We start from the raw sequence: 19,259 nt of genomic DNA on the forward strand, positions 1-19,259 counted from the left end.
CTGCGACTCACATCCGGACCGCGCCCGCCAGTGCCGCAGCTTGCTCGGCCCGCTCGACCACTCGATCGCGTGAGGAATCGATATGAGCCAGTAGCAGTTCCAGTGCCGAGTCCAAGGTCCCGGCGAGCACGCGCTCGACGATGTCGATGTGTTCATCGATCGCCGAGACGACGGCTGCGGCGTCGAGTCCGCCGAGGATTCGAACCGGACGCACCTTGGCATTGACGGTGCACAGTGCCTCGGTCAGAGCCGGATTGCCCGACGCAGCCAACAAGGTGACGTGGAAGTTCTCGTCCAGCGACACCAGATCGTCGGTGGTCCCGGGAGGGTCGGCACGCAAACCGATCCAGGTGTCCAACAGGTTCGACAACGACGACCGGTCGACCGGGTGCGACATCGAGCGAGTGATGCCGCGGGCTTCGAGTGTGGCCCGCAGCTCGTAGAGATCGGGCAGGTCGTTCAGCCGAGGGCGATAGGCGTGCAGGCCGGCTTCGTCGCGGGTGACGAGGCCGTCGGCCTGCAATCGCGCCAGTGCCTCGCGCACAGGAGTGCGCGAGACACCGTACAGCTCGGCGAGACGCTCCTCGCCGAGCCGTTCCGTGGAGCTGATGGCACCGGAGATCAGATCCCGGCGCAGTGACGAATAGACCTTCTCGCGAAGGTCTTTGCGCGGCACGATGTCTCCGGTCAGATTGCCATGGCTGCGCGGACGTCCGCCTCGGACTCGGCTCCGCCCACGCCGGTGGACGTGATGCGGCCGGCCTCGAGGATGTAGTAGTTCTGCGCCGACTCGAGGGCGAAGCCGATGTGCTGCTCCACCAACAACACTCCGAGACCTCCGCGTCGAGTGAGTTCGATGACGGTGCGTTCGATCTCGGCGACGACCGACGGCTGGATGCCCTCGGTCGGCTCGTCCAGGATCAACATCCGCGGTTCGGTGATCAGTGCCCGCGCGATCGCGAGCTGCTGGCGCTGACCACCCGAGAGCAATCCCGCTCTGCGACCGAGCAATTCCTTCAACGCCGGAAACAGATCGAGTGCCTCGTCGACGAGAGCTTTGCCGCGCTTGCGACCGTCGGCGACAACCTGCAGATTCTCGGCCGTGGTCAACTGGCCGAACGACTGCTGACCCTGGGGCACGTAGGCGAGTCCGCGGGCGACGCGGGCGCTGGGGCGTAACGCGCTCACGTCCTCGCCGTCGAACATGACCTTGCCGGAGTTGACCTTGAGCAATCCGACCGCTGCCCGCAGCAGAGTGGTCTTGCCCGCGCCGTTGTGTCCCATCACCGCTGCCACACCGTCGGCCGGAACCGTCAGCGATGCACCGTGAATCACTTCGCTGCGCCCGTAACCGGTACGCACATCCACCAGTTCAAGCATGACCGGCTCCTTCTTCTGCAATCAGATCGAGTTCCTCGCCCGCAGCCGCGGTACCGAGATAGACCTCCTGGACCTTCGGATCGGCCTGTACCTCGGCCACTGTGCCCTCGGCCAGGACCCGACCGGCGGCCAACACCGTCACCGAGGTGGCGAACATGCGCATGAAGTCCATGTCGTGCTCGACCACCACCACGGTCCGCTCGCCGCCGATGCGCTGCAGCAGCTGGCCTGTTTCCTCGCGTTCCTCGTGACTCATGCCTGCGACCGGCTCGTCGAGCAGAAGCACGTCGGCGTTCTGCACCAACAGCATTCCGATTTCCAACCACTGTTTCTGACCGTGCGCGAGGATTCCCGCGGGTTTGTCACGCTCGGCCGTCAGGCCGATGGTCTCGAGGGCCTCTTCGATCTGAGGTAGCACCGATCCTCGACGACGCAACATCGTCAGCACGGACCGACCGGACCCGGCGGCGATGTCCAGGTTCTGCAACACCGTCAAATTCTCGAAGATGCTGGCGGTCTGGAAGGTTCGGCCGATGCCCAGGCGCGCGATCTGATGCACCTTCTTGCCGAGCAGTTCCACGCCGGATTTGGTGACCGAGCCGGTCGCCGGGACTAGACCGGTGATGGCGTCGATCAGCGTGGTCTTGCCTGCGCCGTTGGGCCCGATGAGGAAGCGTAGATCGCCCTGCATCAGCGTCAGATCGACGTTGGTGTTGGCCTTGAAACCGTCGAAACTGACTGTCAGGTCGCGTACTTCGAGGTACTGACTCGACATGCCGGCGTTGCCGCCGAACGTGGGCTGCGGACCTTCGACATGGATCATCGCGTCAGTTCCTTCTCTGGCTCTTCGCTCGGTTCTGGTACCGGTTCGAGTTCCTTCTTTCGTTTGCGCAGCGCGAACAGTCCGGCGATACCGGCGGGGAAGAACCCGACGACCACTACGAACAGCAGACCCTGCGCATACGTCCAGCCCGACGGGAACTGCTCGGACAGTGTGGTCTGAGCCCAGGCAACGCCGAGCGCGCCGAGGACCGGGCCGAGCAGGGTGGTGCGACCGCCGATGGCGACACCGATGAGGAACGCGATGGACGGGACGATGCCGACGTCGTTGGGGGAGATGATGCCGACGATCGGAACGAACAGTGCGCCTGCGAGACCCGCGAAGAACGCCGCGGCCACGTAGGCCACGATCTTGACGTTGGCGGGGTCGTATCCGAGGAACCGCACCCGCTCCTCCTGATCGCGCACGGCCACCAACAGTTCGCCGTAGCGCGAGTACATCAGCTGTCGGGTGATGGCGACGACGACGAGCAGTACTCCTGCGGCGATGAAGAACAGCATCTGCTTGTTCGCAGGGTCGTTGAGGTTGAACCCGAAGAACGTGCGGAACCTGTTGAGCCCGTTGGATCCACCGGTGGTCTGTTGACCGATCAGCAGAATGGCGAACGCGGCGGCGAGTGCCTGGCTGAGGATCGCGAAGTACGCGCCCTTGACCCGACGCTTGAACACGCCGAGACCGAGCACCAGTGCCACCAGGGCTGGCAAGAACAGAATGCCCAGGATCGTGGTGATCGGCGAGGTGAACGGCACCCAGTACGAGGGCAGTTCGCGAATGCCGGCGATCGACATGAAGTCCGGTACGTCGTCGCCGCGCAGATCGGCGTCGGAGATCTTCAGGTGCATGGCCATGATGTAGGCACCGATACCGAAGAAGACTCCCTGACCGAGCGTGAGCATTCCGCCACGCCCCCATGCCAATCCGATTCCGACGGCCACGATGGCGTAGCAGATGAACTTACCCAGCAGGTTCAGCCGGAACTCGCTGAGGACGGCCGGAGCGACGGCGAACAACAGAATCGCGGCGAGCGCGAATCCCAGGAGAGCGCCGCGTTTGGCGATGAACTCGCTCATACCAGGCTCCTTGTCTTGACGGCGAACAAGCCCTGCGGGCGGGCCTGCAGGAAGATCACGATGAGCACGAACACGATGACCTTGGCGATCGACGCGGTGGTGCTGTACTCGATGAACGAGTTGAGGATTCCGAGAGCGAAGGCCGCGATGACCGCACCCTTGATCTGGCCGAGGCCACCGACGACGACCACCAGGAAAGCGTCGATCAGATAGCTCTGTCCCACAGTGGAGCTGGTGGAACCGATCAGTGTGAGTGCGACGCCTGCGACACCGGCGAGACCGGAACCGAGGAAGAACGTCGAGATGTCGGTCCTGCGGCTCGAGATGCCCGAGGTCTCGGCGAGATCGCGGTTCTGGACCACCGCGCGGATGCGTCGACCCATTGCTGTCTTCTTCAACGCGATCGACAGCGCGAGAACGGCGACGACCGCGAGGACGAGGATGAAGATTCTGGTCTTGGGAACCACGGCACCGAGGATGTCTACGCCGCCGGTCAGCCATCCCGGGGACACGACGTTGACCGCGGGTGCTCCGAAGATGTCGCGAGCGAGCTGCTGCAGGATGAGCCCGACGCCGAAGGTGACGAGCAGGGTGTCGAGTGGTCGGTGGTACATGCGCTGAATCAGCGTGATCTCCAACAACACTCCCATGGCGCCGCCGACGAGGAAGCCGACGATCAGAGAGATGAACAGTGATGCGCCGCCGGTGGAGACGATCTGCTGCACCACGTAGGCCGTATACGAACCGGCCATGATGAACTCGCCGTGCGCCATGTTGATGACGCCCATCTGACCGAACGTCAGTGAGAGCCCGAGGGCGGCGAGCAAGAGAATGGATCCGATCGACAGGCCGGTGAACAACTGTCCGATCACGACGTCCATGGAGAGCTCCTTCGGAGCATGTGAGTGGAACTTCGTAGCAGGCTACGAAGTTCCACTCACATGGGTGGTGGTCAGTTGAGGTCGGCGGCCCAGTCGTAGGTCTCGAGGAACGGGTCGGGTGCAATGGGCTCGGGGGACTCCCACACCGTGTAGATCAGGCCGTCGGCACGGATCTCACCGATGCGGGCGGTCTTGGAGATGTGGTGATTGTCGCCGTCGATGACGACCTCGCCCTCGGGAGCGGCGAAGCTGACTCCGTCGGCCGCGGCCTGAACGTCCGCCACGGCAAAGGAATCGGCCTTCTCGACGGTGTTCTTCCACAGGTAGACCGAGGTGTACGCGGCTTCCATCGGGTCCGAGGTGGGCTTGTCGGCACCGTACTTCGCCTTGTAGTCGGTGACGAACTTGGTGTTCTCGGGGCTGTCGACAGTCTGGTAGTAGTTCCAGGCGGTCAGCTGGCCCTCGATGTTTGCCGCACCGATGCCGGCCACTTCCTCCTCGGCGATGGAGACCGAGATGACCGGCATGTCAGCAGCTTTGAGGCCGGCGTTGGTGTACTCGCGGAAGAATGCGACGTTGGAATCGCCGTTGAGGGTGTTGAACACCGCGTCCGCGTCGGCCGAGCGCACCTTGTTGACGATGGTGGAGAAGTCCGTCGAGCCGAGCGGGGTGTAATCCTCGCCCTTGATCTCGATGTCGTTCGCGGCGGCGTAGGCCTTGATCTCGCGGTTGGCGGTCTGCGGGAAGACGTAGTCGCTACCGACGAGGTACAGCGACTTCACTCCCTGTTCCTTGAGGTAGTCCAGGGCCGGGATAATTTGCTGGTTGGTGGTGGCGCCGGTGTAGAAGATGTTCTCCGACGCCTCGAGTCCCTCGTACTGCACCGGGTAGTAGAGAAGAGCGTCGTTGTCCTCGAACACGGGCAGCATGGCCTTGCGGCTCGACGAGGTCCAGCCGCCGAATACTGCTGCGACACAGTCGCTGCTGATCAGCTTCTCGGCCTTCTCGGCGAACACCGTCGGCTCCGACGCGCCGTCCTCGGCGACGACCTCGATCTGCTTGCCGTTGACTCCGCCCGCTGCGTTGATCTGCTCGACGGCCAATGCGATCGAATCACGCACCGTCACTTCGCTGATCGCCATGGTGCCGGACAGGGAGTTGAGCGAGCCGACCTTGATGGTGTCACCGGAGGTGTCGACACACGAGGTAGCAGAACCGCCGCCGCCGTCGGCAGAGGTGGTGTCGCTCGCCTTGCTTCCGCATGCGGTGGCGACCAGGCTCAATGCAGCCAGCGCTGCGGGAACGACCATGACGCGCTTGACGGACATGCGCTTCGAGACAGCAGGCATCTACGGCCCTTTCGGAAGTTTTGTATACGGAGATGTATTCGCGATTGCGAACAGTAAAGGGAAGTTATTGCGTCGGTATGTTCTGCGGTCACGAGTCTGTTTCCCGCGTTACGCCAACGTAAATGCAGCGAGATGACAACTCTCCTTGACATTTTATGACAAGCAGAGTTGACTTTCGGGTATGCCCGGAACGAACAACGTTCGCGCGCATCGCAAATTGGCACGGATCACCCAGGCTGAACTCGGCAGCATCTGCGGAGTGAGCCGTCAGAGCATCGTCTCCGTCGAAGGCGGCGACTATGCGCCGAGCGTCTACCTGGCGCTGCGATTGGCCCGCGCGCTCGATACGACGGTGGAGACACTGTTCGGAGACGAAGGAGAGTGAAGAATCATGAGCGCATTCGTCAGAGCAGCCCGATTCGTCGGCGACCTCGACGACGACTTCTACGCCGACGAACTGCAACGTGACACCTGGAACGAGGCCTCGGCCGTCGGATTCCAGTCGTTGCTGTGGATCGGACTCGCTTCGGCGGCAATCCTGCCCTACGCGGCGGGTGTCACCGGGGCGTGGATTGCGATCGGGATCATCGTCGCGCTGATCGTCGTAGCCTACGTAGTCATCGGGTACGCCCGAGCTCGGGGGATCGACATGTACACAGTGCAGGAGCTTCGACGGCCGCGCCTGGCGATCGCCCTCGCTCTGTATCTGTTGGGTGCCGGTGGCGCACTGGTGCGCCTGCTCGCGCAGGGCAGTGACGCCAGTGCCTGGACCTGGATCGGCCTGGCGTTCGGGGCAGCTGTCGGAGCAACTGCCGGGGTGGTCGGTGTCAAATGGCACCAGCGTCGGCGGCGCAACGCCGAGCTCGCCGCCGAGAAGGCCGAACTACAGGGGTTCGAGGAGACGGACTGATTCTCGCGCCGCGAATCAGCAGCGCGGACTTTTACAGGGTGCAAGGATACGTAAAGATATCGGTTCGAACCGTCCGCTCGCAGATCCGAGACGCTGGAGGTATGTTCTGACCGATGACATCGAGATTCCCTGGATGTTTGCGGCTGTGGGTGGGCTGGTCGGAGGCGGGTTCGTAACGCGGACGGTTGCGCGCCCGATGTAAAGAGAGGCTCGGGTCGAGGCCGATGACGACGTGCGAAACCAATCCGTCTTCCATCGCGCCACGAACCACCAACGAGACCACGTCGGACGTTCACCTTCGGGTGGAGCACGCTAACAGGGAAGTCGAGGCCGTGCGCAGAGACAAGAGTTACCTCAGACTCGTCGGATCGAGCACGCCGCAGCCCACCATCGAGGCTCTCGGCGGACCAAAGACCATCACGGTTCATGTCGACAACGTCCTACCGGGGCAGATGTGCGAAGTTCTGCACAACGGGATGCTGTCGTTGAGTCAGCGCGTGATCGTGGACGAGAACGCCACCAGCATCACCATCACCACGTTCAACCTCAAGCAGGGTGAATACAACGTCTCACTGCGTCTCGACGGACGCCTGGACTGCGTGACCGAAGCGCACACCGTCGCCGTCGGCGAGCAGCTCGAGGTTCGTCGCAGCTCGTAAGACCCGACTGTCAGCCGAGGTTCTTCGCCGAAGGCTGGTGCTGAGTGATGCAGTGGATTCCGCCGCCTCGCTCGAACAGTGGCCTCGCGTCCACGGTCACCACGGCCCGGCCCGGGTACACGTCGCGCAGGATCGCGGCCGCTTCGGCGTCGGAGGGGTCGTCGTAACTGCAGGCGATCACGCCGCCGTTGACGACCAGATGATTGATGTAGCTGTAGTCGACGAAGCCGTCGGCATCACGCAGTGTCCGCGGAGCCGGCACCTCGACGATGTTCCAATCCTCACCCGAGCCGTCGTGGGTGGCACGCACGGCGTCGACGATCAGTGAACTGACCTCGTAGTCGGGGTGAGCCCGGTCGTGTTGCCGATGCACCAGCACTGTTCCCGGCGACGGGACGGCCGCGACGATGTCGACGTGCCCGCGGGTACCGAAACGCATGGAATCGCGCGTCAGTCCGCGCGGCAGCCAGATGACGTGCTGCGCACCGATGGTTAGTGCCAGTTCCGCTTCGATATCGGCTTTCGACAGCTCGGGGTTGCGGCCCGGATCGAGTTGCACGGTCTCGGTCACCAGCACCGTGCCTGCGCCGTCGACCGCGATGCCGCCGCCCTCGTTGACTATCGGTGACGTGATGCGCGGTACTGCAGCCTGATTCGCGACGAACTCGCCGATACGGCTGTCCTTGTCCCACTGTGCCCAGTCCTGTGCACCCCAGCCGTTGAAGATCCAGTCGACGGCGGCGACCGAACCGTCCTGTGCATGAACGAATGTCGGACCGATATCGCGCATCCAGGCGTCGTTCAACGGTGCCTCGACGATGTCGATGTCGCGCGAGAGGTATGTCGATGCGACGGCGCGTTCGGCGGGATCGACAACGACCGTCACCGGCTCGAACGCGGCAACAGCGTGCGCGACAGCGGCCCAGGTGGAGCGGGCCTCGTGCTTGGCCTCCGGGTCGTCTCCGAGTGAGTAGCCCTCACACGGGAACGCCATCCACACCTTGTCCTGCGGAGCGGTTTCGGACGGCATCGTCAACGTCGTTGCGGCGGTGTTCATTTGATCACCGGCGTCGCAGCGTGTCCGTCACCGTACGGTGCGTCGGCGTTCACCGGCTCGGTGAGGCGGCCGTACGTGTCGGGTCTGCGTGTCAACAGGAACGGGAAGAGCTCCAACCATTCTCGACGCTGATCGAGGTCCAGATCCGCGACGAGGACGGCCGGTTCGTCTCGGGGTGCCTGAACCAGGATGCGGCCGAACGGATCGGAGATGAACGACGAGCCGTAGAAGGTGATCTCGCCTTCGTTGCCACAGCGGTTGGGCACCACCATGAACAGGCCGCTCGAGATGCCGTGGCCGACGATGACGTGTTGCCACAGCGGTTGGGTGTCGAAGGCAGGGAACGACGGCTCGGACCCGATGGCCGTCGGATACGCAAGAATCTCGGCGCCGCCGAGTGCGTAACTGCGCGCGACCTCGGGGAACCACTCGTCCCAGCAGGTGGGCAGGCCCACTCTGGCACCGCCGAGTTCCGCCGGGGAGTACACGGGATACGGGTCCTCGGACGGACCGGCCCGGAAGTAGGTGTCCTCGTAGTAGCCGGCCGAGATGGGGATGTGCAGCTTGCGGGTTCTCGCCAGCAGTTCGCCCGTCGGAGAGACCATGATGGCGGAGTTGAACCCCAATCCGTCTGCGGCTTCGGACTTCTCGTACAGCGAGGCATGGACCACGATGCCGTTCGCGGCTGCGGCCTCGGCAGCGAGAGTGAACGTGGGCCCGGTCAGCAGATCCTCGGCTTCGCCGCCGGGGTTGGCTCCGGCGCGGGTGTCGGCTGGGTAGCGCAACAGGGTGATCTCGGGCAGGAAGACGACCTTCGCTCCGAGGTCCGCGGCTGCGGAGATGGCCTCGAGCAGTTCGGCTTTCAACGCCGCGGCATCGGGGTTCCAGCGATGCTGCACCAGTCCGACGCGGAGCGGCGCTCGGTCGGTCGGGGTGGTGCGGGTCAGGGCCTCGGGGGCGGTGAGTGCGGTGATCGTCAGCATGGGACCTCCGATTAAACGAATGTGATTCGTTAAGTATTGTCGACTGCGATCGGAACCGCAAGAGGAAGAGGGGTACGCGCAGTGGGGAGACCGTCCGTGTCACTGTTGGACACCGAACGCATCACCACTGCTGCCCTCGCGCTGGTGGCCGATACCGGTGGCTTCACCATTCCGCTCCTCGCCAAGAAACTCGGCGTCAGCCCGTCGTCGCTGTACAACCACGTGTCGGGACGCGAAGAGATAGTCGAGTTGTTGCGAGAGCGCGCGATGTCGGAGGTCGCGCTCCCGGGTCACGGACTCGACTGGCGTGAGACCGTCGCGCAGATCGCTCGCGCCTACCGGGGCAGCTACGCCCGCTACCCACGTCTGATTCCGTTGCTCACCGAGCACGCCGTCAACAGCGCGCACGCCTTCGGTATGTACAACGCGCTGGCAGATGCTTTGACAGCGGCGGAATTCGGACCCGCCGACGTACTCAACATCATCACTGTTCTCGACAGCTTCGTCCTGGGCTCGGCGCTCGACCTGGCCGCACCCGAGGCCCCGTGGCGGCCGAGTGTCGAAGTCGGTCCCGCACTGCGCGCAGCCCTCGACACAGCGTCCTCGAAGTCCTCTCGCTCCGACGAGGCCTTCGAGTACGGGCTCCGAGCGCTCCTTGCCGGGTTCGATCCCGGGCCTCAGGGCGTGTTCGACGGTTGATTCACTGGAAGTAACTGCAGCTCAGTTGGATTCAGCTGGCGTACTCGAGGGGCTGTCCGCGTTCCGAATCAGGCGGTGCCGAGCAGTTGCATATGCGCAGACTGCGACGCCCGCCGGTCGAACGTCACCGTGTGGTGGCAGCCGGCGGCTCGTCCGAGTTCTGCGATGACGGCGTCGGCGAAGTCGAGTCCGTCGCGGCTCGCGGCGAGGGCTGTCCTGACTATCGACTCTCGGTCTATCTCGAGCTCCCGCGCGTCGAGGAGTCCGTCGACCAGATTTGCGCATGCGTCGGTGCTGAGCTTGTACGCCCCGCGTAGTACCCAGTACAGCTCGACAACGGTAACGAGGCTGAGGAACCCCCGGTCCTCCTCTGTGAGCGCGTCGATCACCGCCCCGGCCTGGCCTGACTGCTCCGGCTCGTCCTGGACCAGATAGCGAACGACGACGTTGGTATCGAGTCCGATCACGTCCAGTGTTCCGCAGCTCCGGAGGCAACCGCCTCGTCCATGTCATCGAGAGTGACCGGTTCCGGGGGTGGTGCCACAACGCCCTTGAGATCTCGGATCGACGCCGCCTGTGCATGTATCTCGTATGACCCCGAGGCGGTGGGTACGAATGCAAGCCGAGACCCTGGGCGCAGGCCGAGCTTGTTACGCACTTCGACAGGGATGGTGATCTGACCCTTACTGGTGACGGTGGCAGTTGACACAGGAACTCCTTACTAAAGGTAAGGCGAGTGTACTCCGGCAGTTCGAGACGCTGTCGCAATGCATTCGGAGGGCTCCGTCGGGCAGGTTCATCTTGACCTTGACGCAACGTCAATGCCGATCATCGAGTCATGAATCGAATCCGTCTTGCTGTCCCGCTGTACATCGGTGGCGCGTCGTTGTCGCTTTTCGGCAACTCGGCCATCACGATCGTCTTGCCCTGGTTGGTGCTGGCCACGACCGGAAGCCTGTCGTCGGCAGGTCTGATCGCAGCGGCAGCCGGCATCGCAGCGGTACCGGCAACATTCGCCGGTGGTCGGCTGATCGACCGATTCGGGGCACGCAACGTGGCCGTCGTCTCCGATCTCGGCAGCGCGACTGCGGTACTCGGCCTGATCGTGGTGAGCGCGACGGTGGGGTTGTCGGTGCCATGGTTCGTGGTGCTGGGAGTCGCGGGCGCCGTCTTCGATGTTCCCGGGATGACGGCTCGTCAGGCGATGCTCGCCGACGTCGCGTCTATTTCGGGAACGTCGGTCACGACGGTGGCCGGGTTCTTTCAGACCGGGTTCTCACTGGCGTTCCTGGCGGGACCGGCTCTGGCGGGCCTGCTGTTGAGTGTGCTGGATCCGATCGACGTCGTTGCCGTCACTGCCGCCTCGTCGGCGGCCGCTGCGGTGCTGACTGCGTTGGTTCCGGTCACGGGCCAGGCGTTCGCGACTGCTGCCTCGGGGTCCGGCAGTGCCCTGGACCTGATCCGTGCCACGCCTGCGCTGCGGGCGATGCTGATGTTCGCGTTCCTCGCGAGTCTGGTCACTCCGCCGATGATCAGCCTGCTGCTGCCCGGCCACTTCAACGAGATCGGCGAACCAGGGCAGCTGGGCCTGGCCATGTCGGCGTTCGCAGTCGGTGCCCTGGCGGGGTCGGCACTGTTCGTTCTGTTGGCCGCTCGATCGCGACGGGCCACCTTCGTGACGGGAATGGCAGCGATGACGGCAGGCATCTGGCTGTTCGCGCAGCTGCACGGTTTCTGGATCGTCGCGGCCGGGATGCTGGTCATGGGTCTCGGCTCCGGGCTGTTCGGTCCGATCTGGAATGTCTACGTGGCCGAACGCGTCCCGGCTGACGTCCGGGGGCGCGTCCTCGGCTGGCTGAACATGGCCGGGCTCGTGGCCGGGCCGATGGGGTTGGGGCTGATGTCGGTGGTGCTCGTCGGCGGTGATCTCGCTCTCGGGGCCGTCGTGATGGGAGTCGGATGGACCGCTGTCGCTGCCTTCGCAGTGCTGAGCCCGGGTGCGCGTGAGCTCACCGAACCGGTGCCGCACTCTGCCGGGGTGGACGGTTGATCGGCAAGAATGGTCGCCATGCTGCGCATCGGTGAACTGGCTTCCTACGTGGGAGTGACGACCCGAACCGTGCGGTTCTACCATCAGGAAGGGCTGGTGGAGGAGCCGCAACGCGACACTTCCGGTTACCGCCTCTACGACGGGGAGGCCGTCCTGCGGCTCTCACGTGTCGTTGCTCTTGCCTCGGCCGGTGTGCCACTGGCGCGCGTCCACGAGCTACTCGACGCCTCGCAGGAAACACTCGACCTCGCCTTGGTCGAGATCGACGCCGACCTGAGCAACAGGATCGAACGTCTGGAGAACGACCGCGAGAGGCTCAGGCGCTTGCGTGCCGGCGACGCGCTGGTCCTTCCCGACGTGATCGTCGGTCTGATCGCGCACCTACGCGACGCGGGCATCGACTCCGACGTCGTCGATCACTATCGCGATGCCTGGGTGCTGACGTATGCCGTCTACCGGCCCAGGCTCGATCCCTGGCTGGAGGAATTCGCCGGCGTCATGCTCGGGGACCCGGGCTATCTGGCACTCATGGTGCGCTCTTTTCGAGCTGCCGAGCTCGAACCCGAGGACCCACAGATCCAGGAACTCGCGGACGACGTGGTCGAGTGGATGGTGAACTCCTGGGGCAGTGATGCCCTCGAGTGGTCGTTCGAGCGCGGTCTCGACGACCCGGCGGCCAACTCGCTGCTCGAGGCGCAGTGGGCCGACCGGCCCGCTTGGGTGCGCGTCACCGAGCTGATCATGCAAGGTCTGCAGGAGCACGGCATCGAGCACTCCCGACCCTGAGGAAGGCCAGGGAGATCGTCAATCCTCGACGATCAGCGACGGAGTATTGCGGCGGAGAATGTTGCCCTTGAAGAACTCCGGCTTGCGCAGTGCCACGACCGCCATGATGACCATGCCGAGAACGATGATGCCGACGCCGATGAGGAACACCATGCCGATACCGAACAGCGATGAGCCGCTGCCGAATTCGGGATCCCAGGCGTCGACCGAGGTCTGCACGAACACCACGGCCATGCCGACCCCGCCGAGTAGCGGTGCCAAGAACTTGAAGAAGATGTTCCGGGTGCTGGTGAACAACTCTTCACGGAAGTACCAGACACAGGCGAATGCAGTGATGCCGTAGTAGAAGCAGATCATCAGTCCCAGAGCGGCAATGGTGTCGGTGAGCACGTTGTCGCTCACCACCCGCATCACGGCGTAGAAGCCGGCGGACGCCCCGCCTGCCACGAGTGTCGCGAAGCCCGGAGTGCTGAATCTCGGTGTGATGGAGGCGAACCGCTTCGGTAGGGCCTGGTAGTGACCCATCGCGAGCAACGTGCGGGCCGGAGAGATGAACGTTGCCTGCAGCGAACTGGCGGAGCTGCTCAACACGGCCAGGGACAGCAGGATCGCGAACGGACCCATCACCGGACCGGCGAGGGCGGCGAACACGTTGTCGGTGGTGTCGGGATTCTGCAGTCCGTTTCCGGTGTCGCCGGTGCCTGCGAAGAGCAGGGTTGCCACTGCGGTGAGCAAGTACAGAACGATGATGAAGAACACCGTGACCAGCGCTGCGCGGCCGGGAATCTTTGCGCTGCCGGAGGTTTCCTCGTTGACCGTCAGACAGACGTCCCAACCCCAGTACATGAATATCGACAGCGACAGGCCGGCGGTGAAGGCGGAGAAGCTCGGGATGCCGAACGGGTCGAACCAGTCCAGGCTGAACGAGATGTCCTGGGCCCCGTCGCCCGCACCGACCTTGACGAATGCCGCCACGATGAACCAGGCCATCACCAGCAGCTGGAAGCCGAGCATCGTGTACTGCACACGCTTGGTCTCCTGCATGCCGCGATAGCAGAGCCACGCCGCCAACGCCATGAACACCAGGCACGTGACGATGTTGACGAGCTTGTTGCCGGTCAGGTCGGCCAAGGAGTCGTTGCTGGTGACCTGGGCGAGAAAGAGATAGAAGAAGTCGACGGCCACTCCGGCCAGATTCGAGAGCACGATGATGGTGGCCGCGATCAGGCCCCACCCGCCCATCCAGCCGACGTACGGGCCGAAGGCCTTGGACGCCCACGTGAACGACGTGCCGCTGTCGGGCTCGGCCGCGTTGAGCTCTCGATAGCCCAACGCCACCAACAACATCGGGATGAATCCTACGATGAAGATCGCGGGCAGGTGCACCCCGACCTCGGTGACCGTCGGCCCGAGCGACGCGGTGAGTGCGTACGCGGGTGCGATGGTCGAGATGCCCAAGACCACACTCGCGAGCAACCCGAGCTGGCCGGCAGACAGGCCCTTGGGCTCGACGTCCACTACCGTGTGCTCATTCATCGCCGGCCTCTCTCGGAACAACGATCATCGGAACGGGAACGACCCGAAGCATCTTGGCGGCAACCGATCCCAGGAAGAGACGGTGAGGCTGGGCAAGTCGAGACGACCCCACCATCAACACGTCGCCGTCGTGCCAGTCGAGCGAAGAAACGGCCTTCTCGATGCCGGAGCCCTCCGCCACCATCAACTGCACGTCCGATCCCGCGGGCAATTCCGCTTGCACGGTGCGCAGCACCTCCTCGGCCTTGGCGAGACCGCCCTGTCCCCGTGCCGATTGCTCGTCTGCGGGAACGAGGGAGAGCAGGCGCAGCGGCAACTCGGCGGTGACGGACAGGTCGGTGGCTGCCTCGACGAGTTCTGCTGCCCCCGGCCGATTTCCGATGGCGCAGGTGATCTCCCGAATGCGCTGCGGCGGAGAATGTCGATACCCCCGCGGAGCCAGCGCGAGCGGCACATGCGCCACGTGCAGCAGATCGCTGGTGACGGTACCGATCGAATGGCGACCGAGCAGACCGTCACCGGCCGCACCGACGACGATCATGTACGCATCGAACTCCTCGTCGCCCTCGGTCGTTCCACAGCCTCCGCTCCTGGCTGCGTCGAGCAGGCCCTGTGCGAAGGACTCGTCGAACAACAGGTGCGCGCGTGCCTGCACATCCGCGGGTACGAGGGTGAGTGCCTCGTCGAGCCAGGCGGTGGCCCGGTCGATCAAGATGTCGTCGTACGCGGCCTCGACCGGCGCTTTGGACGGCACCGGACGCTCCTGCGGCAGAACCAGGCAGATGTCCAGCGACGCCTGCAGCGAACGCGCCAGAGTTGCGCCCAGCGCGATTCCGTCCGCTCCACTCGGTGTTGCCTGGTACCCCACGATCAGACGCATGGGCGGACCTTCCCTGAGGTTGGGCGAGCTAATGACAGGTGCTACCGGGATCGGTGTGGCACGACTTCGGTTCCGACGGCGCGACGTCGAGTGAGGGATTGCGATCGAAGAATCCGAACGGCTTGAGCCAGAACGAGACGGTGTCCGCGGGCATCACCGGCCAGTCCTCCGGCCGAGTGATGTGGTGGATGCCGAAGGTGTACCAGACGACGACATCGGTGTTCTCGATGCTGCGATCTGCCTCGGTCCACTCCGGTAGCCCGTGGTCGATGCCGCTCTGGTTGACGAACTCGCCACTGGGCCAACGCTCGTCGGGCGAATTGGGAGTGACCCAGACGGTGTGACCGATCACCTGGGCGCGCTGGAAGATCGGCGACGCGGGATCGAACATCGACGGGATCGCCGCTCCCGGCACCAACTTGTAGGCGGGCCGGGTGCCGAGGCCGTTGGTGACGTTGTCGTTGACGACCTTCCATGCCTTCTGGGTGTTCCAGTCGTAATCCTGCTTGCCCTCGGACTCGGTGGTGAGAGGCGTGTTGACCTGAGTCAGCGCAAGACCGTAGGGATTGTCGGGGCCCATCGGAACGCGTTGCGTCTCACTGGAATACACGGTGTTCTCGGTGCCATCGATGTCGAGATCGAGCCGGGCGACCAGGAAGTGCTGGTGATAGGGCGCGTAGGTCCGATTGTCGACCAGCGTGCCCGACGGGTGCGTGCCGCCCTCGTCGAAGTGCGTGACGACCATGATGCCCGTCGCGCGAACCTCGCACTCGATGTTGCCGTCCTGATAGAACCGCCAGTAGACGAGGTACTCGTAGTTCGCGACGGTGGCGTGGAAGCTGACGGTGAGCCGACGCATCCGTCGCACTTCGGCTCCTGCGTCGTGATCGACGTGCTTCCACAGCACAGCGTTGTCTTCCTCGTGGATGCAGATCGCGTTGGTGATCGTGTACGGCTCACCCTTGCTGTTGTGCAGCACCGCGTCGAGGTACCTGATCTCGCCGAGACAGTCGCAGCCGAGCTCGAGCGAGGTGGTCATGAAGCCGAGGCCCCACTCGCCGATGTCGAACGCGGTGCGTCGATAGTGATCCTCGGTGTGATCGCGATAGGGAACGACCATCTCCGCGAACGACATTCGATTCGCGACGGACCGCACGTTTCCGTTGTCGTTGTAGCTGACGGCATGCAGCGTCATGCCCTCGCGATAGTTGAATCCCACGCGCAGCGACCAGTTCTGCCACGTCAACTCGTTGCCGTCGAGCTCGAACGAGGGCCCGTCGGTTTGAGTGATCTCGAGGGGCTTCAAGGGTGGACGCGTGCTCGCGTTCCTGATTCGCTCCGGGATATGGCGAGGGACATACTCGCCCATGATCTCCGGCCGCTCGACGCGATACGTGTCCTCGATCTCGAGCAATTCCATAGTGTTGACGTCGATCACGCAGTGGAAACCGCCCACCGGTCCGGCATACGGATTGGCACCCTCCGCAGCTTTGACCCACGTGTCGGACCAGCCGAGGCGTCGACCCTTGTACTTCTCGGGAGTCACCGCCTCGCCGTAGGTCCAGGTGTCCATGAACACCAGATCGAGATCGGTGATGCCTCGGTCTGCAAGGGCGGCAATCACATCGGGGTGGGCACGCAGGGCCGCGTCGGCCTCCTCCCACTCGTCGACGGTGAAGTTGGGCTGCACATCGGGTATGTGCGTCCACGATTCGGTGGTGCGATCGTCCAGCGACACCACGGCCTTGAAGGTCGTGTTCTCGTTGCGGTTCAACACCACCGACACTGCCCGACGCGCAGGCACCGTACCGGACGCGTCGAACGCGGCGATCTCGGACTTGGTCGGTTCGATCATCTCGATGGAGGCGTAACGCCAACCGTCGCCGACGCCGTGATCGCGGCCGAGAATCTCCGCCACGGTTGCGAATTCGTTGCCGGACAGCGGATCGAGGGGATGAAAGGTCATGCGATGGTCTCCGTCGAGCTCATGACGTGCTTGATGCGGGTGTAGTCCTCGACGCCGTATGCCGAGAGGTCCTTGCCGTAGCCGGAGTACTTGAATCCACCGTGCGGCATTTCCGCGACCAACGGGATGTGGCAGTTGACCCACACGGCACCGAAGTCCAGCGCTGCCGAGACACGCAGTGTCCGTGCATGATCGGAGGTCCAGACGCTCGACGCGAGACCGAAGTCGACGTCGTTGGCCAGTGCGATCGCCTCGGCCTCGTCGGTGAACTTCTGCACCGTGAGCACCGGGCCGAACGTCTCCTCCTGCACGATGGGGTCGGACTGCTGCACGCCCGTGATGATGGTGGGCTCGTAGAAGAAGCCCTTGTCGCCGATGCGCGTGCCGCCGGTGACGATGGTGGCATGCGCGCCGATGCCGTCGACCTTGGCGCTCACCTGGCCGAAGTGATTGATGTTGTTCAGTGGCCCGAGGAACGTATCCGGGTCGTCGGGCAGACCGACTTTCAGCGTCTTCGCCTTGGCGACAAGGGCATCGACGAGGGTGTCGTGTACCGACTCGTGCACCAGCACGCGGGTGACGGCAGTGCAGTCCTGGCCGGCGTTGAAGAATGCGGCCTCGGCGATACCGTCGGCAGCCTTGCTGATATCGACGTCGTCGAACACGATCGCGGGTGCCTTGCCACCGAGTTCGAGGTGCGCCCGCTTGAGCTGTTTGGCGGCGGCCACGGCAACAGCGATGCCGGCGCGCACCGAACCGGTGATCGATACCAAGCCGGGGGTCTTGTGCTCGACGATCGCGGCACCGGTGCCGCCGTTACCGAGAACTACGTTGAACACCCCGTCGGGAACGATGCCCTTGGACAGCTTCGCCAGCACCAGCGTGCTCTCGGGGGTGGTGTCACTCGGCTTGAGCACGATGGTGTTTCCGGCGGCCAGAGCGGGACCGATCTTCCAGATCGCCATCATGAACGGGTAGTTCCACGGGGTCACCTGGCCGACGACGCCGATCGGTTCGCGTCGAACGTAGGAGGTGAAGCCGTCCATGTACTCGCCCGCCGACTTGCCCTCGAGCATCCGCGCCGCGCCTGCGAAGAACCGAATCTGATCTGCACCGACGGTGACTTCCTCGGCGGCGATGGTGGCCTTGGGCTGACCGGTGTTGCGGCTCTGCGCTTCGACGATCTCGTCGCTGTGCGCCTCGATGGCGTCGGCGAGCTTCAGCAGCACCTTCTGCCGTTCGCCCGGCGTCGTCTTGCCCCAGGTCTCGAATGCGCTGGCAGCAGCCGACATCGCGGCCTCGACATCGGCGGCGTCGGAGATGGGGGAGTGGGCGACAACCGACTCGTCCACCGGACTGATCACATCGAGCATCTCGGTACCCGACGGCGTCACGAACGCCCCGTCGATGTAGTTCTGCAGGACAGGCACCGTCATCACTGAACCCCTAGCGTCGACTGTTTCGGTTCTGCAAAGCCTGCACCTACGGACGAGACTTCGCCACCCGACAAGATGTCCAATGCGTTGCGTCGAATCAGGACGGAATGTCGGTCTCTCGGGCCAGGGCCCTGACGCCCGCGATGAAGGTGTCGAGACCGAGCTTCTCGAACGCCGCCCGAGCCGTGGCATCGCCCAGATGCGGGGCGGCAGCAAGGATGTTCGGGAACTCCGCGGGATCGAGGGATTGCATCGTCGACGCCACCTCGTGCTCGACGTGGGCCCGGCGTTCCGGCTCGACCTCTGTACCGGTGAACAACGGCTCCGTGATCAGCGAAATGGCGACCCGAACACCTTGGCGGGCGAGCTGGGTGGCGTCGGGAAGGGAGAAACCGGCGTCACGCAGGAGTTTCAGGCTCAATTCCATCGCGGCTCTGCTGTTGGGAGAGAACAGCATTCGCGGTACCACGATGGTCGCGGCTCCCGGGTGTGCGCGCAGGGCACGCATGAAGTCCTCGTGCACGGTGCGCAGTTGATCCCACCACGCACCGGTGGGATCCACGGTGATATCGAGGTCCTGGCAGACGCGATCGCCCATGGCGTCCAGTAGCTCGTCCTTGTTCTTCACGTGCCAGTAGATCGCCATGGGGGAGACGCCCAGTTCGGTGGCGATCTTGCGGATGGTGAGCGAGTCCAGTCCGCGACGGTATGCGACGTCCAGCGCGGCATCGACGACGGCAGTCCTGGTCAGGCGAGGCATCGGCTGAACTATACAG

The 19,259-nt window shown here is 64.1% G+C and carries 21 protein-coding genes; 6 read left to right on the forward strand and 15 right to left on the reverse strand.

The annotated features are described in order from the left end of the window. Window positions 1-7: 7 nt before the first annotated feature. From R4P57_RS08150 to urtA, 6 genes are all read right to left on the reverse strand, one after another. Window positions 8-676, reverse strand: coding sequence for a GntR family transcriptional regulator (locus R4P57_RS08150; protein WP_317802359.1), 669 nt, complete (start codon window positions 674-676; stop codon window positions 8-10). 11 nt (window positions 677-687) lie between these two features. After that, window positions 688-1,380, reverse strand: a complete 693-nt coding sequence (gene urtE / locus R4P57_RS08155; RefSeq protein ID WP_037186821.1) for an urea ABC transporter ATP-binding subunit UrtE — start codon at window positions 1,378-1,380, stop codon at window positions 688-690. Continuing rightward, window positions 1,373-2,203 carry an urea ABC transporter ATP-binding protein UrtD gene (gene urtD / locus R4P57_RS08160; RefSeq protein ID WP_317802360.1) on the reverse strand — a complete coding sequence of 277 codons (831 nt, stop codon included), beginning with the start codon at window positions 2,201-2,203 and terminating at the stop codon, window positions 1,373-1,375. The genes urtE and urtD overlap by 8 nt, the downstream gene beginning before the upstream one ends. Continuing rightward, window positions 2,200-3,291 (reverse strand): urea ABC transporter permease subunit UrtC, encoded by a 1,092-nt coding sequence (gene urtC / locus R4P57_RS08165; protein ID WP_317802361.1) that lies wholly within the window; start codon window positions 3,289-3,291, stop codon window positions 2,200-2,202. The genes urtD and urtC overlap by 4 nt, the downstream gene beginning before the upstream one ends. Further along, window positions 3,288-4,172: an urea ABC transporter permease subunit UrtB gene (gene urtB / locus R4P57_RS08170; protein ID WP_317802362.1), complete on the reverse strand. Its 885-nt coding sequence runs from the start codon at window positions 4,170-4,172 to the stop codon at window positions 3,288-3,290. Before urtB ends, urtC begins: the two co-directional genes overlap by 4 nt. Window positions 4,173-4,243: 71 nt before the next feature. Continuing rightward, complete coding sequence (gene urtA, locus R4P57_RS08175) at window positions 4,244-5,521, reverse strand: urea ABC transporter substrate-binding protein (protein WP_317802363.1); 1,278 nt, start codon at window positions 5,519-5,521, stop codon at window positions 4,244-4,246. A gap of 181 nt (window positions 5,522-5,702) precedes the next feature. Here urtA and R4P57_RS08180 point away from each other — a divergent pair, with 181 nt between their 5' ends. The 3 genes from R4P57_RS08180 to R4P57_RS08190 all read left to right on the forward strand — a co-directional run bounded on the left by R4P57_RS08180 (window position 5,703) and on the right by R4P57_RS08190 (window position 7,090). Then, on the forward strand, window positions 5,703-5,906 hold the full coding sequence (locus tag R4P57_RS08180; RefSeq protein ID WP_317802364.1) for a helix-turn-helix transcriptional regulator: 204 nt from the start codon (window positions 5,703-5,705) through the stop codon (window positions 5,904-5,906). Between the two features lie 6 nt (window positions 5,907-5,912). Then, window positions 5,913-6,431: a hypothetical protein gene (locus R4P57_RS08185; RefSeq protein ID WP_317802365.1), complete on the forward strand. Its 519-nt coding sequence runs from the start codon at window positions 5,913-5,915 to the stop codon at window positions 6,429-6,431. Between the two features lie 224 nt (window positions 6,432-6,655). After that, window positions 6,656-7,090, forward strand: coding sequence for a hypothetical protein (locus R4P57_RS08190; protein ID WP_317802366.1), 435 nt, complete (start codon window positions 6,656-6,658; stop codon window positions 7,088-7,090). Between the two features lie 10 nt (window positions 7,091-7,100). On the opposite strand, the gene R4P57_RS08195 is transcribed toward R4P57_RS08190, so the two are convergent. Continuing rightward, window positions 7,101-8,147 (reverse strand): agmatine/peptidylarginine deiminase, encoded by a 1,047-nt coding sequence (locus R4P57_RS08195; protein ID WP_411742328.1) that lies wholly within the window; start codon window positions 8,145-8,147, stop codon window positions 7,101-7,103. After that, the gene (locus tag R4P57_RS08200) at window positions 8,144-9,130 is read right to left on the reverse strand and encodes a nitrilase-related carbon-nitrogen hydrolase (protein ID WP_317802367.1); all 987 of its coding nucleotides are present in this window, start codon (window positions 9,128-9,130) and stop codon (window positions 8,144-8,146) included. Before R4P57_RS08200 ends, R4P57_RS08195 begins: the two co-directional genes overlap by 4 nt. Before the next feature lie 81 nt (window positions 9,131-9,211). Between R4P57_RS08200 and R4P57_RS08205 the strand changes: the two genes are divergently transcribed. Beyond that, on the forward strand, window positions 9,212-9,829 hold the full coding sequence (locus R4P57_RS08205) for a TetR/AcrR family transcriptional regulator C-terminal domain-containing protein (protein ID WP_317802368.1): 618 nt from the start codon (window positions 9,212-9,214) through the stop codon (window positions 9,827-9,829). 68 nt (window positions 9,830-9,897) lie between these two features. On the opposite strand, the gene R4P57_RS08210 is transcribed toward R4P57_RS08205, so the two are convergent. Both R4P57_RS08210 and R4P57_RS08215 read right to left on the reverse strand, forming a co-directional pair. Continuing rightward, on the reverse strand, window positions 9,898-10,296 hold the full coding sequence (locus R4P57_RS08210; RefSeq protein WP_317802369.1) for a type II toxin-antitoxin system VapC family toxin: 399 nt from the start codon (window positions 10,294-10,296) through the stop codon (window positions 9,898-9,900). Continuing rightward, the gene (locus tag R4P57_RS08215; RefSeq protein ID WP_317802371.1) at window positions 10,293-10,538 is read right to left on the reverse strand and encodes an AbrB/MazE/SpoVT family DNA-binding domain-containing protein; all 246 of its coding nucleotides are present in this window, start codon (window positions 10,536-10,538) and stop codon (window positions 10,293-10,295) included. The genes R4P57_RS08210 and R4P57_RS08215 overlap by 4 nt, the downstream gene beginning before the upstream one ends. Window positions 10,539-10,667: 129 nt before the next feature. On the opposite strand from R4P57_RS08215, the gene R4P57_RS08220 reads away from it, so the two are divergent. Together R4P57_RS08220 and R4P57_RS08225 are read left to right on the forward strand one after the other, a co-directional pair. Further along, window positions 10,668-11,879, forward strand: coding sequence for an MFS transporter (locus R4P57_RS08220; RefSeq protein ID WP_317802372.1), 1,212 nt, complete (start codon window positions 10,668-10,670; stop codon window positions 11,877-11,879). An 18-nt stretch (window positions 11,880-11,897) separates the two neighbouring features. Beyond that, window positions 11,898-12,665, forward strand: a complete 768-nt coding sequence (locus R4P57_RS08225; RefSeq protein ID WP_317802373.1) for a MerR family transcriptional regulator — start codon at window positions 11,898-11,900, stop codon at window positions 12,663-12,665. A gap of 18 nt (window positions 12,666-12,683) precedes the next feature. Here the strand turns inward: R4P57_RS08225 and R4P57_RS08230 are convergent, their stop codons facing one another. The 5 genes from R4P57_RS08230 to R4P57_RS08250 form a co-directional block, all read right to left on the reverse strand. Further along, window positions 12,684-14,201 (reverse strand): APC family permease, encoded by a 1,518-nt coding sequence (locus R4P57_RS08230; protein WP_317802374.1) that lies wholly within the window; start codon window positions 14,199-14,201, stop codon window positions 12,684-12,686. After that, the gene (locus R4P57_RS08235; RefSeq protein WP_317802375.1) at window positions 14,194-15,081 is read right to left on the reverse strand and encodes a universal stress protein; all 888 of its coding nucleotides are present in this window, start codon (window positions 15,079-15,081) and stop codon (window positions 14,194-14,196) included. The genes R4P57_RS08230 and R4P57_RS08235 overlap by 8 nt, the downstream gene beginning before the upstream one ends. Window positions 15,082-15,109: 28 nt before the next feature. Beyond that, a complete protein-coding gene (locus R4P57_RS08240) occupies window positions 15,110-17,047 on the reverse strand; it encodes a primary-amine oxidase (protein WP_317802376.1) in 1,938 nt (645 codons plus the stop codon). Beyond that, complete coding sequence (locus R4P57_RS08245) at window positions 17,044-18,483, reverse strand: gamma-aminobutyraldehyde dehydrogenase (RefSeq protein WP_317802378.1); 1,440 nt, start codon at window positions 18,481-18,483, stop codon at window positions 17,044-17,046. The genes R4P57_RS08240 and R4P57_RS08245 overlap by 4 nt, the downstream gene beginning before the upstream one ends. Before the next feature lie 97 nt (window positions 18,484-18,580). After that, on the reverse strand, window positions 18,581-19,243 hold the full coding sequence (locus R4P57_RS08250; protein ID WP_317802379.1) for a TetR family transcriptional regulator: 663 nt from the start codon (window positions 19,241-19,243) through the stop codon (window positions 18,581-18,583). Window positions 19,244-19,259 lie beyond the last annotated feature (16 nt).

The sequence above is a fragment of the Rhodococcus sp. IEGM 1330 genome, assembly GCF_033142445.1.
Classification (GTDB): Bacteria; Actinomycetota; Actinomycetes; order Mycobacteriales; family Mycobacteriaceae; genus Rhodococcoides.

Excerpts from the sequence above, each read along its gene's own strand:
- R4P57_RS08195 (WP_411742328.1), bottom strand. The coding sequence starts at position 8,147 with ATGAACACCGCCGCAACGACGTTGACGATGCCGTCCGAAACCGCTCCG.
- R4P57_RS08250 (WP_317802379.1), bottom strand. The coding sequence starts at position 19,243 with ATGCCTCGCCTGACCAGGACTGCCGTCGTCGATGCCGCGCTGGACGTC.
- R4P57_RS08245 (WP_317802378.1), bottom strand. The coding sequence starts at position 18,483 with ATGACGGTGCCTGTCCTGCAGAACTACATCGACGGGGCGTTCGTGACG.
- urtC (WP_317802361.1), bottom strand. The coding sequence starts at position 3,291 with ATGAGCGAGTTCATCGCCAAACGCGGCGCTCTCCTGGGATTCGCGCTC.
- urtE (WP_037186821.1), bottom strand. The coding sequence starts at position 1,380 with ATGCTTGAACTGGTGGATGTGCGTACCGGTTACGGGCGCAGCGAAGTG.
- R4P57_RS08235 (WP_317802375.1), bottom strand. The coding sequence starts at position 15,081 with ATGCGTCTGATCGTGGGGTACCAGGCAACACCGAGTGGAGCGGACGGA.
- R4P57_RS08190 (WP_317802366.1), top strand. The coding sequence starts at position 6,656 with ATGACGACGTGCGAAACCAATCCGTCTTCCATCGCGCCACGAACCACC.
- R4P57_RS08220 (WP_317802372.1), top strand. The coding sequence starts at position 10,668 with ATGAATCGAATCCGTCTTGCTGTCCCGCTGTACATCGGTGGCGCGTCG.
- R4P57_RS08200 (WP_317802367.1), bottom strand. The coding sequence starts at position 9,130 with ATGCTGACGATCACCGCACTCACCGCCCCCGAGGCCCTGACCCGCACC.
- urtA (WP_317802363.1), bottom strand. The coding sequence starts at position 5,521 with ATGCCTGCTGTCTCGAAGCGCATGTCCGTCAAGCGCGTCATGGTCGTT.
- R4P57_RS08225 (WP_317802373.1), top strand. The coding sequence starts at position 11,898 with ATGCTGCGCATCGGTGAACTGGCTTCCTACGTGGGAGTGACGACCCGA.
- R4P57_RS08230 (WP_317802374.1), bottom strand. The coding sequence starts at position 14,201 with ATGAATGAGCACACGGTAGTGGACGTCGAGCCCAAGGGCCTGTCTGCC.
- urtD (WP_317802360.1), bottom strand. The coding sequence starts at position 2,203 with ATGATCCATGTCGAAGGTCCGCAGCCCACGTTCGGCGGCAACGCCGGC.
- R4P57_RS08240 (WP_317802376.1), bottom strand. The coding sequence starts at position 17,047 with ATGACCTTTCATCCCCTCGATCCGCTGTCCGGCAACGAATTCGCAACC.
- R4P57_RS08185 (WP_317802365.1), top strand. The coding sequence starts at position 5,913 with ATGAGCGCATTCGTCAGAGCAGCCCGATTCGTCGGCGACCTCGACGAC.
- urtB (WP_317802362.1), bottom strand. The coding sequence starts at position 4,172 with ATGGACGTCGTGATCGGACAGTTGTTCACCGGCCTGTCGATCGGATCC.
- R4P57_RS08180 (WP_317802364.1), top strand. The coding sequence starts at position 5,703 with ATGCCCGGAACGAACAACGTTCGCGCGCATCGCAAATTGGCACGGATC.